This window comes from Pseudomonas sp. JDS28PS106 (assembly GCF_036706555.1).
GTDB lineage: Bacteria > Pseudomonadota > Gammaproteobacteria > Pseudomonadales > Pseudomonadaceae > Aquipseudomonas.
This window is the reverse complement of sequence record NZ_JBAJGT010000004.1, coordinates 177,160-191,400: the sequence shown is the minus strand read 5'-3', so window position 1 is coordinate 191,400 and position 14,241 is coordinate 177,160. Positions and strand designations below refer to the sequence as shown.

The 14,241-nt window shown below is 61.1% G+C and carries 12 protein-coding genes; 9 read left to right on the top strand and 3 right to left on the bottom strand.

From position 1 onward, the window contains the following. The first annotated feature begins 18 nt into the window (after positions 1–18). The 6 genes from glnA to ntrC all read left to right on the top strand — a co-directional run bounded on the left by glnA (position 19) and on the right by ntrC (position 6,347). Positions 19–1,425 (top strand): glutamate--ammonia ligase, encoded by a 1,407-nt coding sequence (gene glnA / locus TRP66_RS08195; RefSeq protein WP_333401008.1) that lies wholly within the window; start codon positions 19–21, stop codon positions 1,423–1,425. Between the two features lie 244 nt (positions 1,426–1,669). Continuing rightward, complete coding sequence (locus TRP66_RS08190; protein ID WP_333401007.1) at positions 1,670–2,233, top strand: chorismate mutase; 564 nt, start codon at positions 1,670–1,672, stop codon at positions 2,231–2,233. A gap of 149 nt (positions 2,234–2,382) precedes the next feature. Next, entirely contained in the window at positions 2,383–2,907 is a 525-nt protein-coding gene (locus tag TRP66_RS08185; protein WP_333401006.1) for a DUF4124 domain-containing protein, read from the top strand. After that, entirely contained in the window at positions 2,891–3,529 is a 639-nt protein-coding gene (locus TRP66_RS08180; RefSeq protein WP_333401005.1) for a DUF4124 domain-containing protein, read from the top strand. The genes TRP66_RS08185 and TRP66_RS08180 overlap by 17 nt, the downstream gene beginning before the upstream one ends. Positions 3,530–3,828: 299 nt before the next feature. Next, positions 3,829–4,914: a nitrogen regulation protein NR(II) gene (gene glnL / locus TRP66_RS08175; RefSeq protein WP_333401004.1), complete on the top strand. Its 1,086-nt coding sequence runs from the start codon at positions 3,829–3,831 to the stop codon at positions 4,912–4,914. Beyond that, positions 4,911–6,347, top strand: coding sequence for a nitrogen regulation protein NR(I) (gene ntrC, locus TRP66_RS08170; RefSeq protein ID WP_333401003.1), 1,437 nt, complete (start codon positions 4,911–4,913; stop codon positions 6,345–6,347). The genes glnL and ntrC overlap by 4 nt, the downstream gene beginning before the upstream one ends. A 260-nt stretch (positions 6,348–6,607) precedes the next feature. Here ntrC and mgrA read toward each other — a convergent pair whose 3' ends face one another. The 3 genes from mgrA to epsC form a co-directional block, all read right to left on the bottom strand. Beyond that, the gene (gene mgrA, locus TRP66_RS08165) at positions 6,608–7,645 is read right to left on the bottom strand and encodes an L-glyceraldehyde 3-phosphate reductase (protein ID WP_333401334.1); all 1,038 of its coding nucleotides are present in this window, start codon (positions 7,643–7,645) and stop codon (positions 6,608–6,610) included. 188 nt (positions 7,646–7,833) lie between these two features. After that, entirely contained in the window at positions 7,834–9,789 is a 1,956-nt protein-coding gene (gene betT, locus TRP66_RS08160; protein ID WP_333401333.1) for a choline transporter BetT, read from the bottom strand. A 660-nt stretch (positions 9,790–10,449) separates the two neighbouring features. After that, positions 10,450–11,391, bottom strand: coding sequence for a serine O-acetyltransferase EpsC (gene epsC, locus TRP66_RS08155; protein ID WP_333401002.1), 942 nt, complete (start codon positions 11,389–11,391; stop codon positions 10,450–10,452). Between the two features lie 191 nt (positions 11,392–11,582). Here epsC and TRP66_RS08150 point away from each other — a divergent pair, with 191 nt between their 5' ends. The 3 genes from TRP66_RS08150 to tcyL all read left to right on the top strand — a co-directional run bounded on the left by TRP66_RS08150 (position 11,583) and on the right by tcyL (position 14,241). Beyond that, positions 11,583–12,581, top strand: coding sequence for a D-cysteine desulfhydrase (locus tag TRP66_RS08150; RefSeq protein ID WP_333401332.1), 999 nt, complete (start codon positions 11,583–11,585; stop codon positions 12,579–12,581). Positions 12,582–12,778: 197 nt separating this feature from the next. Continuing rightward, entirely contained in the window at positions 12,779–13,576 is a 798-nt protein-coding gene (gene tcyJ, locus TRP66_RS08145) for a cystine ABC transporter substrate-binding protein (protein ID WP_333401001.1), read from the top strand. Continuing rightward, positions 13,573–14,241, top strand: a complete 669-nt coding sequence (tcyL, locus tag TRP66_RS08140; RefSeq protein WP_333401000.1) for a cystine ABC transporter permease — start codon at positions 13,573–13,575, stop codon at positions 14,239–14,241. Before tcyJ ends, tcyL begins: the two co-directional genes overlap by 4 nt.

Below are 14,241 nucleotides of genomic sequence, written 5' to 3'. Positions count from 1 at the left end.
AGCCACCCGGAGGACACTATGTCGAAGTCGGTTCAACTCATCAAAGATCATGACGTTAAATGGATTGATCTGCGCTTCACGGACACCAAAGGTACTCAGCACCACGTGACCATGCCAGCACGCGATGCGCTGGAAGACGACTTCTTCGAAGTTGGCAAAATGTTCGACGGTTCCTCCATCTCCGGCTGGAAAGGCATCGAAGCTTCCGACATGATCCTGCTGCCGGACGACGAAACCGCCGTGCTCGATCCGTTCACCGAAGAGCCGACCCTGATCCTGGTCTGCGACATCATCGAGCCTTCGACCATGCAGGGCTACGATCGCGACCCGCGCGCCATCGCCCACCGCGCCGAGGAATACCTGAAGTCGACCGGTATCGGTGACACCGTCTTCGCCGGTCCCGAGCCTGAGTTCTTCATCTTCGACGAAGTGAAGTTCAAGTCCGACATCTCCGGTTCCATGTTCAAGATCTTCTCCGAGCAAGGCTCGTGGATGTCCGACCAGGACGTGGAAGGCGGCAACAAGGGCCACCGTCCAGGCGTGAAAGGCGGCTACTTCCCGGTTCCGCCGTTCGACCATGACCACGAAATCCGCACCGCAATGTGCAACGCTCTGGAAGAAATGGGTCAGGTCGTCGAAGTTCACCACCACGAAGTGGCGACTGCCGGCCAGAACGAAATCGGCGTCAAGTTCAACACCCTGGTCAAGAAGGCTGACGAAGTTCAGACCCTCAAGTACTGCGTACACAACGTTGCCGACGCTTACGGCCGCACCGCGACCTTCATGCCCAAGCCACTGTATGGCGATAACGGTTCGGGTATGCACGTCCACATGTCCATCGCCAAAGATGGCAAGAACACCTTCGCGGGCGAAGGCTATGCCGGCCTGTCCGACACCGCTCTGTACTTCATCGGCGGTATCATCAAGCACGGTAAGGCACTGAACGGCTTCACCAACCCGTCGACCAACTCCTACAAGCGTCTGGTCCCAGGTTTCGAAGCTCCAGTGATGCTGGCCTACTCGGCTCGCAATCGCTCCGCGTCGATCCGTATTCCTTACGTCTCCAGCCCACGCGGCCGTCGTATCGAAGCACGCTTCCCGGATCCATCGGCCAACCCGTACCTGGCATTCGCCGCACTGCTGATGGCCGGCCTCGACGGCATCCAGAACAAGATCCACCCTGGCGATGCAGCCGACAAGAACCTGTACGACCTGCCGCCTGAAGAGGCGAAGGAAATCCCGCAGGTTTGCGGCAGCCTGAAAGAAGCTCTGGAAGAGCTGGACAAAGGCCGTGCGTTCCTGACCAAGGGCGGCGTATTCAGCGACGACTTCATCGATGCCTACATCGAGCTCAAGAGCGAAGAAGAAATCAAGGTACGTACCTTCGTACACCCACTGGAATACGAGCTGTACTACAGCTGCTGATCCAGTCGCGTCAGATCCATTGACGTCAGTGAGGCCTCCTTCGGGAGGCCTCTTTCGTTTGCGGGCAAAAAAAGATGGAGTACGGTAAATAATGACCGCCATCGCAAACCCTTAGAAGGCATCATGACGGCATCTCGCGATCCCGGCCAATCGGGCTGATTGCGATGAAACCGGATGATAGCCCCGGTGCCGCCTGACCTCAGAGGGCCGCGATAACTATTGATAGTTCGACCTGGAGACCTTCATGCGCTTGTCTTTGACCCATACGCTTCTCGCCCTGGCATGCCTGACAGGAAACATCGCTCACGCTAAGCCGAATCCGGCCCCGCTCGATCCTTTGCTGGAAGCCATCAGCGAACGTCTGGCGGTTGCCGACCAAGTGGCACTGAGCAAGTGGGACAGCGGTCAAGCGATCGAAGACATTCCGCGTGAACAGCAGGTCATTGCGAGCGCCAGAAATCGCTCGGCTGAATTTAAACTGGATGCGGACAGCGTTCAGCAACTGTTCCGCGCTCAGATCGAAGCCAACAAACGAGTCCAGAACGCTCTTCATGCACAATGGCGCACAGCCGGTCACGCGCCGGAAATAGCACGGCAAGACCTGAGCAGGGACATTCGCCCGGCGCTCGACCGTCTACAAACCCAGCTTCTCCAGGCCTACGCGAATTTTCAGCCGCTGCGTAACGCTCCTGAATGCGCCAGCCTTCTGAGCGCCGGCCTCAAGCGCCACAGCATCGATCCGATTCACGATCAGGCGCTTGTCCTCGCGACAGCCGGTTTGTGTGCACCCAAGGGCGCTTCAAACTGACGCGTTGCGGCCTACAGTTGTTCGTCGGCCATCATGGCATAGTCAAAAGGCCTCCTTCGGGGGGCTTTACTGTTTCAAGCCTCGAACTGACGCGGCACCGGATGTGATTTATGCTGATGCCCATTCGCACCATTCGATTCGAGAATTGCATGTATCGAAGCCTGGTTTGCCTGTTGCTGGTGGTCAGCCTGCCTGTCGCCGCAGAGATCTATAAATACACGGACGCTCAAGGCAATACGGCCTACAGCAATCAGCCGCCGGACGGGATCAAGGCCCGGACTGTCGAGCTGCCGCCACTTAACAGCATCGAGCCCCCCGCTCCGTCTTCTCAGGCCCCGCAGACTCGGCAAGCGGATACTGCCGAACCACCCCAGGCCGCCTACAGCACCCTCGAACTCACCGACCTGCCCGTCGACGAAGCACTGCGCGCAAACAACGGAACGTTTACCGTCGGAGTAAAAATCGAGCCTCGCCTGAGACCGGGGCATTTCCTGCAACTAGTGGTAGATGGCGAGCCTTATGGACCACCTTCCAACATCCCTCGCTTCCAGGTAGTGAACATCGACCGGGGCGAACACAGCTTCGCGGTCGTCGCGCGGGATGCCGATGGCGTTATCCAGCAAAGTCCGACCCTCACGCTCACGGTGCAGCGAGTCCATGTCAATCGGCCTTGAGGCGCGCCTGCTGGCGTGCGCGCTCTCGCTCTGGAGCCTGCTGGCGTCGGCGGATGTGTATACCTATATCGACGCCAACGGCAATCGGGTCTTCACCGATCAGCCTCGCAAGCATGCCCAGCGAGTGCAGATCGCGCCGAGCAACAGCATGAGCGGCGCGCCGCCCGCGCGGAGCCCCCAACCCCGCCAGCCCCAGTCAGCGCCAGCCGCGCCGCCCTTGGCGCATTATCAGTTGCTGAGGATTCTCACCCCCGAGCCTGATTCGGTGGTCAGCAGCACCAGCGGCGATGTCTTGGTCACCGTTACCAGTGAGCCGCCCTTGCAAGCGGGTCATTTGTATCGCCTGATGCTAGACGGCCAGGCCATCGGAGAGCCGGGCCGGAGCCCGGTGTTTGCCCTGCACAACATCGACCGGGGCACGCATCAGCTGTCAGTGGAGATCTTCGATGCCTGGGGGCGTGTCGTGGAAAAGACCCCCAATCAGCCTTTCCATTTGCAGCGAGTCACGCTGGCGCAAAAACGCGCCGTGCGTCCGTGCAAGGCCGAGGATTATGGCGTCCGGCTGGAATGTCCGCTCAAGGACAAGCCGGAAGAAGAAGTCAGCATCCTGCCGTTCTTCTGAACCGGCGGCTCTTCAAAGCAAGCACCACCTTGGTGCACTATGAGCCCCAAGACGTATCACGGCATCCCATAATGGTTCACCAGCCTGGCTGGAAAAGCGCCGTATGCGGGCAGCGAATTCTGGAAATCCCGATTCCGAACGCAAGAGCGCTTCTTTTCGGAGCCTTTGGTTTGGTTCTTGCAACTCCTTGATACGGCCTGCCGTCGAGCGACACCGGACGCCTGGCCTGGACGCCTTGAAAGACCCACCAGCGCCTGCACTGCGCACCTGCGATGTGCCAAGAGAGGTCGACACGATTCATGACTATCAGCGACGCGCTGCACCGACTGTTACTGGACAACCTGACCACTGCCACCATTCTGCTCAACGCTGACCTGCGTCTTGAGTACATGAATCCGGCCGCTGAAATGCTGCTCGCCATTAGCGGCCAGCGCAGCCACGGGCAGTTCATCAGCGAATTGTTCACCGAGTCCGCCGAAGCGCTCAATTCCCTTCGCCAGGCAGTCGAGCAGGCTCACCCTTTCACCAAGCGCGAAGCCATGCTCACGGCGCTGACCGGCCAGACGCTGACCGTCGACTACGCTGTCACGCCCATCCTCGACAAGGGCCAGACCTTCCTCTTGCTGGAGGTTCATCCCCGCGATCGTCTGCTGCGCATCACCAAGGAAGAAGCGCAGTTGTCCAAGCAGGAAACCACCAAGATGCTGGTGCGTGGCCTGGCTCATGAGATCAAGAATCCATTGGGAGGGATCCGTGGCGCGGCGCAGTTGCTGGCCCGCGAACTGCCCGAGGAAAGTCTGCGCGACTACACCAACGTCATCATCGAAGAGGCAGACCGCCTGCGCAATCTGGTGGACCGCATGCTCGGCTCCAACAAGCTGCCGTCGCTGGCGATGACCAACGTGCATGAGGTCCTCGAACGTGTGTCGAGCCTCGTGGAAGCAGAAAGCCAGGGCTGCATCACTCTGGTGCGCGATTACGACCCGAGTATTCCGGACGTACTGATCGACCGCGAGCAGATGATTCAGGCCGTGCTCAATATCGTGCGCAACGCCATGCAGGCCATCAGCGGCCAGAACGAGCTGCGCATGGGCCGGATCACGTTACGCACACGCGCCATGCGCCAGTTCACGATCGGCCATGTGCGTCACCGGCTGGTCAGCAAGATCGAAATCATCGACAACGGCCCAGGGATTCCGGCCGAACTCCAGGAAACCATTTTTTACCCCATGGTCAGCGGACGCCCGGACGGAACAGGGCTGGGACTCGCCATTACCCAGAACATCATCAGTCAGCATCAGGGTCTGATCGAGTGCGAAAGCCATCCCGGCCTGACCACCTTCTCGATCTTCCTGCCGCTGGAACAAGGAGCAGCTTCGACATGAGCCGTAGTGAAACTGTCTGGATCGTAGATGACGATCGTTCCATCCGCTGGGTACTGGAAAAGGCCCTGCAACAGGAAGGCATGACCACGCAGAGCTTCGACAGCGCTGACGGGGTGATGAGCCGCCTGGCTCGTCAGCAGCCGGATGTGATCATTTCCGACATCCGCATGCCCGGTGCCAGCGGCCTGGACCTGCTGGCGCGCATTCGCGAACAGCATCCGCGTCTGCCGGTGATCATCATGACCGCTCATTCGGATCTCGACAGCGCCGTCGCGTCCTACCAGGGCGGCGCGTTCGAGTACCTGCCCAAGCCATTCGACGTCGACGAAGCCGTTTCGCTGGTCAAGCGCGCCAATCAGCACGCTCAAGAGCAGCAAGGTCTGGATGTCGCGCCCACGCTGACCCGCACGCCCGAAATCATCGGTGAAGCGCCGGCGATGCAGGAAGTGTTTCGCGCCATCGGCCGTCTGAGCCACTCCAACATCACGGTGCTGATCAACGGCGAATCGGGTACCGGCAAGGAGCTGGTCGCGCATGCCCTGCATCGCCACAGCCCGCGTTCGGCCTCGCCTTTCATCGCCCTGAACATGGCGGCGATCCCCAAGGACCTGATGGAGTCGGAGCTGTTCGGCCACGAAAAAGGCGCGTTCACCGGCGCGGCAAACCTGCGTCGCGGCCGCTTCGAACAGGCCGACGGCGGCACGCTGTTCCTCGACGAAATCGGCGACATGCCGGCCGACACCCAGACGCGTCTGCTCAGGGTGCTGGCCGATGGTGAGTTCTACCGGGTCGGCGGGCACATCCCGGTCAAGGTCGATGTGCGGATCATCGCGGCGACGCACCAGAACCTGGAAACCCTGGTGCAGGCAGGCAAGTTCCGCGAGGACCTGTTTCACCGCCTGAACGTCATCCGCATCCATATTCCACGGCTGTCGGACCGGCGCGAAGACATCCCGACGCTGGCCAGGCATTTCCTCAGTCGCGCCGCGCAGGAGCTGGCGGTGGAGCCCAAGCTGCTCAAGGCCGAGACCGAGGAATACCTCAAGCATCTGCCTTGGCCGGGCAACGTGCGCCAGCTGGAGAACACTTGCCGCTGGATCACAGTGATGGCATCCGGTCGCGAAGTGCATATCAGCGACCTGCCGCCCGAACTGCTGAGCCTGCCGCAGGACGCCGCACCGGTCACCAACTGGGAACAGGCATTGCGCCAGTGGGCCGATCAGGCCCTGGCCCGTGGCCAGTCCAGTCTGCTGGACAGCGCGGTGCCGACCTTCGAGCGGATCATGATCGAGACCGCCCTCAAGCACACCGCCGGCCGCCGCCGCGATGCCGCCGTCCTGCTGGGCTGGGGGCGTAATACCCTGACGCGCAAGATCAAGGAACTGGGCATGAAGGTGGACGGCGGGGAAGACGACGAGGCGGAGGAAGGCTGAGCCCACCGCAGATCGCCCGTAGGAGCGGCTTCAGCCGCGATGAACGATAACGCGGTTTACCTGATACACAGCGTCGTCCGTTTTGCGGCAGATCGCCCGTAGGAGCAAGCGGGCGGCGATCCGTCTTGCTGGCGATGAACGATAATGCGGTTTGACTGATACACCGCGTTGTCCGTTTTGCTGCCGCTGCGCGGCAGATCGCGAGCAAGCTCACTCCTACATACGCGCGCGTCCGGCTTGCTGGCGATAAGGCCGATGCACTACTCAGCCAGCGAAGGCCTCTCCCACAGGTTGATCCCGCCTTCCACGGCGAAGCGGTCGATCTCGGTCAGCTCTTGGGCGCTGAATTCCAGATTCTGCAGGGCCCCAACGTTTTCCACGATCTGTTCCGGCCGGCTTGCGCCGATCAATGCCGAGGTCACTCGCGGGTCGCGCAGGGTCCATGCCAACGCCATCTGGGCCAGGCTCTGCCCTCGGCGCTGGGCTATCTCGTTGAGGGCGCGCACGTGCGCCAGGTTCTGCTCGGATAAATGCGAGGCCTGCAAGGACCCGCCACCCGGCCGGTTCACCCGTGCGTCCTGGGGAACGCCGTTCAGGTATTTGTTGGACAGCAGCCCCTGAGCCAGCGCCGTGAACGCGATCACACCGGTACCCAGCTCCTGCGTCGTGGCCAGCAGATCTTTCTCGACCCAGCGATTGAGCATGTTGTAGGCCGGCTGATGGATCAGCAAAGGCACTTTCCACTCCTTGAGCAGCTCGGCTATTTCGCGGGTCTTTGCGCCGGAATAGGACGAGATGCCGATATACAGCGCCTTGCCCTGTTGCACGGCGGTCGCCAATGCACTGGCGGTTTCTTCCAGCGGGGTGTCCAGGTCGAAACGGTGGGAATAGAAAATATCCACATAATCGAGGCCCATGCGTTGCAGGCTCTGATCGAGGCTTGCCAACACGTATTTGCGCGAGCCGCCGCCCTGCCCGTATGGGCCCGGCCACATGTCCCAGCCTGCCTTGCTGGAAATGATCAACTCGTCGCGATACGCACGGAAGTCCTCTTTCAGCAAACGCCCGAAGTTGGTCTCCGCGCTGCCGTAGGGCGGTCCGTAGTTGTTAGCGAGGTCGAAGTGGTTGATCCCCAGATCGAAAGCCGTGCGCAGCATGGCGCGCTGAGTGTCGATGGGCGTGCTGTCACCGAAGTTGTGCCACAGCCCCAGCGAAAGGGCCGGAAGCACCAGACCGCTGCGGCCGGTGCGGCGATAAGGCATGTTGTCGTAACGATTTTCAGCGGCGATATAAGTCATTGAAGCCTCGTGTCGAATTGAACCCTGGCGGCAAGCGTCAGGCAGAGGCCATGGGCAATGCCAGACGGCTTGCTGGATATCGACTGGCTTGGGAATCAGTCGGTTCTGATAGAACAGATCGACGGTGGGAAAGCGCTTGATGCCCTGACGCCGGCGCTCTTGCATTCAGAGCGCCGGCGTCTCCGGAGCTAGCGAACCAGATGCAGGAACTGCATATGGCGCTCGTACTGGTCCAGCACGTCGTTGATCACCTGTTCCTTGGTGTAGCCCACCAGATCGTAGTCCTGGCTGCCTTCGCTCAGATGAACCTCGGCCCGATAGTAACGGCGATTGTTGAGTTGCTTGGAGCCCATGCCGCCACGAGCGAACGACGGGGTGAAGAAGCCTTTCATCTGCACCTGGTAGATGAAAGGCCGCTCTTCGCCGTGCCCGATTTCGAGGCTGACCGAGTCATGGGCCGGGTCCGGCAGCGTCTCGACGCTCAGACCCTTCTCCATGAATACGGCGGTAACCTCTTCGATGGCCGGGCGCACGGTCTGGTCCATGAAGCGGTAAACCTCGTCACGGGACGGATAGTGAACCGCCTGGCTCAAGCGCTGACGCCAGCCTCCGCGCCGCGCCCCGGAAGCCGGCGCGAGCGAGTACCCTTGGGCGATCTGCCGCTGGGATTCAAGGAAAAACGCCTTGTGCAGGCCCCACATCATCAACAGCAGAATCAGCGAGAACGGTAGCGACGTCAGCACCACCGCTGATTTCAGCGCGTCGATGCTGCCCGAGAACAACAGACCGCTGGTGATCAATGCCGTTGCGACACCCCAGAAGACCCGCAGCCATTTCGGACCGTCTTCGTCCGGGTTGCCGCCCTTGGCGGACAGGGTCGAAAGCACTACCGTTCCGGAGTCTGCCGAAGTGACGAAGAACACGAAGCTGATGAACACCGTGACAGCGATGACCGTTTTGCTCCACGGATAGGTTTCCAGCAGCAGATAGAGCGTCATCGAGGGATCGTTGAGCGCCGATTCGCCCAGCGCGGTCATGCCATGGTTGAGCACCTGCTCGATGGCGCTGTTACCGAAAATCGACATCCACGCCAGAGTGAAGCCCAACGGGATCAGCAGTACGCCAAACACGAACTCGCGAATGGTGCGGCCCCGCGAAATACGCGCGATGAACAGCCCTACGAACGGCGCCCAGGCAATCCACCAGGCCCAGTAGAACACGGTCCAGCCGCCCAGCCAGCCGCTGGGAGTGTCATAGGCATAGACGTCGAAACTCTTGACCGGCAGAGCGCCCAGGTAATCGCCGATGTTCTGCACCAGGGTGTTGAGCAGATGCTGGGTCGGACCGGCGAAGAGCACGAACAGCAGCAGCGCGCAGGCCAGCAGCATGTTGATGTCGGACATGACGCGCACGCCCTTGTCGACGCCCGCGACCGCCACGAGGATCGCCGCGCCCATCATCAGCGTGATCAGACCCACTTGAATCCACTGGGTGTGGGCGACGCCGAACAGGTAATCCAGCCCGGAATTGAGGTGCAGCACGCCGAACCCCATGTCCGCGCCCAGGCCGAAGATCGTGGCGATGATGCCGAACCCGTCCACCGCATAACCGATCGGGCCGTTGATACGTTTGCCGATCAACGGGTAAAGCGCGGAACGCAGGGCCAATGGCAGGTTATGGCGATAGGCGAAGTACGCCAGCGCCATGCCGACGAAAGCAAACACGCCCCAGCCGTGCAGTCCCCAGTGCAGAAACAGCAGCTGCATGCCCTGACGCGCTGCGGCGGCTGTCCCGGCATCGCCCTGCGGAGGCTGCAACAGATGGGTCAGCGGTTCGGACACGCAGAAAAAGAACAAGGTGATGCTGATGCCGGCGGCGAACAGCATCCCGGCCCAGGACAAATAGCTGAACTCCGGTTCGTCGTGGTCGGCACCCAGCTTGATCTTGCCGTAGCCGGACAAGGCGGTGACCACTACGAAGACCAGATACAGCGTCATGACCAGCATGTAGTACCAGCCGACCGTGTTGGCCGCCCAGTTCTGCGCGGCCAGCAACCATTCGCCGCTGGCTTGCGGGAAGGCGATCACGATGCAGCCGAAGATCAGGATGAAGCTGGCGGCGAAGTAGAAAACCGGTGCATTCATGCGCACCAGGCCGCTGGACGAAGCATTGGATGCACTCATGGGCGGTGCACCTCTGTGGCAAGAAACGGCATTGCGAAAAGCGGATATGGCAAAGGTCAGCCTCCTGTTGTGAGCGGGCAGCGAACCAGCTGTTTTATTGAACGAGCGTTCAATTTAAACATGAATGAGCCTGAAATGACTAATCGCAGGCCGCCGCACCCCGCTCCGGGCGTGGCTATGACGCCCAGCTGGAGGGGTTCGTTCCGCTTGTCGGGAGGTTTCATGAAGAGAGCACAAGCCACGTAGGAGCTGGCTTGCCAGCGAGACCAAACTGCGCGTTGTTTCAGGTGGACCGCGTTATCGTTCATCGCGGCTAAAGCCGCTCCTACAGGGGCGGTGCTGTTCGTAGGAGCGGATTCATCCGCGATCTGCCGCGCAGCGGCAGCAAGACCGAACCGCGCGGTGTTTCAGGCAGATCGCATCATCGTTCATCGCCGGATTGCCGCCCACAGCAAGCTGGCTCCCACGAACCGTGTAGGAGCGGATTCATCCGCGATCTGCCGCGCAGCGGCAGCAAGACCAGACGATGCGGTGAATCAGACCAACCGCGTTATCGTTTATCGCCAGCAAGCTGGCTCCTACGGACCCAAGGAGCCAGCTTGCTGGCGATGAACGATGACGCTACGTCCCGTCGTTATGCTGCAACAGATTGGCCTGGGTCAGGTTGCAGCCTGCCGGTACGCTTCGGGTCAGCCAGACGTTACCGCCGATGGTCGACCCCTTACCGATGGTGATACGGCCCAGAATGGTGGCGCCGGCATAGATGACCACGTCGTCCTCGACGATCGGGTGGCGCGCATGGCCTTTTTGCAGCTTGCCATCGTCGTCGGCGGGAAAGCGCTTGGCGCCCAGGGTCACGGCCTGGTAGATCCGGACTCGCTCGCCAATGATCGCGGTCTCGCCGATCACCACGCCCGTTCCATGATCGATGAAAAAGCTCGGGCCGATCTGTGCACCGGGATGGATATCGATACCGGTCGCCGAATGGGCGATCTCGGAGCTGATCCGAGCCAGCAACGGCAGCCCCGCCCGGTACAGATGGTGCGCCAGACGATGATGAATGATTGCCAGGACACCGGGATAGCACAGCAAGACCTCATCCACGCTGCGGGCCGCCGGATCGCCCTGGTACGCGGCCAGCACATCGGTATCCAGCAGGCGCCGGATCTGCGGCAATGCGATGGCAAAATCCTGTATCAGCGCCAGGGCCTGCGCGTCGGCGTCCGTGGTGTCACGGCCCTGTTGCTGAGCCACGTAGCGCAGTTCGAGCCGTGCCTGGGCCAGCAATGCGTTGAGCGCTACATCCAGCGTGTGGCCGACATAAAAGTCCTCGCTTTCCTCGCGCAGGTCCACTGGCCCCAGGCGCATGGGGAACAGCGCGCCGCTCAGCGCTTCGAGTATTTCGCCCATGGCCGCTCGCGAAGGCAATTCCCGACCGCCGTGCTCGCCGCTGACTCGTCTGTTGCGCGTCCGCCAGTCGTCCCGGGCGTCACGCAGCTGGCTGACGATCCGTTGCAACTGCCAATGGCTGGAACGACCCTGAGCTTCTGGAATATCGCTCACGCTGGATTCTCCTTGTCTTGAAAGAAGCGGCGAGACGCCGCCGTTCGCTGTTGCATCACTCTACGGCAAAGATTCGGGCGAAAAAATTCAATTCGCTCCGGTGCCCGCTGCCCGGCGCGTCGACGGTGGCAGGTTGCTGTGTAGGAAACGTCTGCCTATAGTCCGGGAATTATCCTTTGGCTTATTTCCCCATGATCGAACAACAGCTCGCCCGCTTTCATCGCTTGGATCTGATCAGCGCCCCTACCCCGCTGGAAAAGCTTGAGCGGCTATCCGATTGGGCGGGCCGGGACATCTACATCAAACGCGATGACACCACCACGCTGGCACTGGGCGGCAACAAGGTTCGCAAGCTGGAATATCTGGCCGCCGATGCGCTTGCCCAGGGCGCCGATACCCTGATCACTGCCGGGGCGATTCAGTCCAACCACGTTCGGCAGACGGCCGCACTGGCCGCGCGTCTCGGGCTGGGCTGCGTCGCGCTGCTGGAAAACCCCATCGGCACCGAAGATCCCAGCTACCTGGGCAACGGCAATCGCTTGTTGCTTGATCTGTTCGACGCCAGGGTCGAGCTGGTGGAAAACCTCGACAACGCCGATGAGCTGCTGCACGCCCTCGCCGCGCGGCTGCGCGCCAGCGGCAGAAAACCCTATCTGGTCCCGATCGGCGGCTCCAGCCCGGTAGGTGCCCTCGGCTATGTACGCGCAGGGCTGGAGCTGGCCGAGCAGATCCGCCAGACCGGGCTGGATTTCTCGGCTGTCGTGCTGCCGTCCGGCAGTGCCGGCACGCACAGCGGACTGGCGCTCGCCCTGGCCCACAGCATGCCGGAACTGCCGGTCGTGGGCGTGACCGTATCGCGAAGCGAAGAAGCGCAGTTACCGAAAGTCCTGGGCCTTGCCGAGCGCACGGCCGAACTTCTCGGCGTCTCCCTGCCGGAAGCTTTCCGGGTAGAGCTGTGGGACGAATATTACGGGCCCCGTTACGGCGAACCGAATGCCGGAACCCTGGCCGCGATCAAACTGGTCGCCAGCCATGAAGGCGTGCTGCTCGATCCGGTCTATACCGGCAAAGCCATGGCCGGCCTGCTCGACGGACTCGGCCGCGATCGTTTCAATGACGGACCGGTGATATTTCTGCATACCGGCGGCGCGCCGGCGTTGTTCGCCTATCCACAGGTCTTCGCCGGCTGAGACCGCGGGACGACAGGCAGCGCCGCTATATTTCCCGAATGGATATGAAGATCGTTTTTAGTTATTTTTCTTCATAAGCATTCGGTTATATAGTCGCGCCGCGCAACCAGACCCAACCAACGCGCTGTGAACGGGTCGGAAGATTGCAGCAGCACTTGGCATTTCATCCTTGGCAATCGAATAACAAAGAGGCTCGCATGAACATTTCCGCTATTCGTCGTACGTTTCTTTTCTCGGCCCTGAGCGTGGTGCTCGGCACGGGCCTCGTCGGGCAGGCCATGGCGGGCGAGCAACTGCAGAAGATCAAGGACAGCGGCACGCTCAATGTCGGCGTGGAAGGCACTTATCCACCCTTCAGCTACGTCGACGAAAACGGCAAGCTGACCGGCTTCGAAGTCGAACTCTCGGAGGCGATTGCCAAGGAGCTGGGTGTCAAGGCCAAGGTTCAGCCGACCAAATGGGATGGCATCCTGGCCGCGCTGGAGTCCGGACGGCTGGATGCGGTCGTCAATCAAGTGACCATCTCCGAGGAGCGCAAGAAGAAATACGACTTCTCCGAGCCCTACACCATCTCCGGCCTCCAGGCGCTGACCCAGAAGAAAAACGAAGGCGCCTTCAAGACCGCGCAGGATCTGACCGGCAAGAAGGTCGGTGTAGGTCTGGGCACCAACTATGAGCAATGGCTCAAGGAAAACGTACCGGGTGCCGTCGTGCGCACCTACGATGACGATCCGACCAAATATCAGGACCTGCGCGTAGGTCGCATCGACGCCATTCTGGTAGACCGTCTGGCCGCGCTCGAACTGGTTGCCAAAACCAAGGACACGCTGGCCGTTTCAGGCGAGCCGTTCTCTCGTCAGGAGTCGGGCGTTGCGCTGCGCAAGGGTGATCCGGAACTGCTGGACGCCATCAACAAGGCCCTCGACAAACTGCGCGCGGATGGCACGCTCGCCAAGCTGTCGCAGAAGTACTTCAACGCTGACGTGACCAAATGATCGACGAGAGTCTCCAGCTCGCGATGGACTCGGCGCCCTTTCTGCTCAAGGGCGCTTACTACACGGTCATTCTCAGTCTTGGCGGAATGTTCTTCGGACTGTTGCTGGGCTTTGGCCTGGCACTGATGCGTCTGTCGCGTTTCAAAGTGCTCAGCTGGATCGCCCGGATCTACGTCTCGTTCTTCCGGGGTACGCCCCTTCTGGTGCAGTTGTTCGTGATCTACTACGGTCTGCCGCAACTGGGTCTGGAGCTGGACCCGCTGCCAGCGGCCCTGGTCGGTTTCTCCCTGAACATGGGTGCCTATGCTTGCGAGATCCTGCGCGCAGCCATCGGCGCAGTGGATCGGGGCCAATGGGAAGCGGCAGCCAGCATTGGCATGACCCGCTGGCAGACCATGCGCCGGGCGATCCTGCCTCAGGCTGCGCGGACCGCTTTGCCGCCCTTGGGCAACAGTTTCATTTCGCTGGTCAAGGACACGGCCCTGGCGGCGACGATCCAGGTGCCGGAGCTGTTCCGTCAGGCGCAGCTGATCACCGCCCGGACCTTCGAGATATTCACCATGTACCTGGCTGCGGCCTTGATCTACTGGATCCTGGCGTCTGTGCTCTCGCACTTGCAGAACCGCCTGGAAGCACGAGTCAACCGCCATGACCTGGAGTCCTGA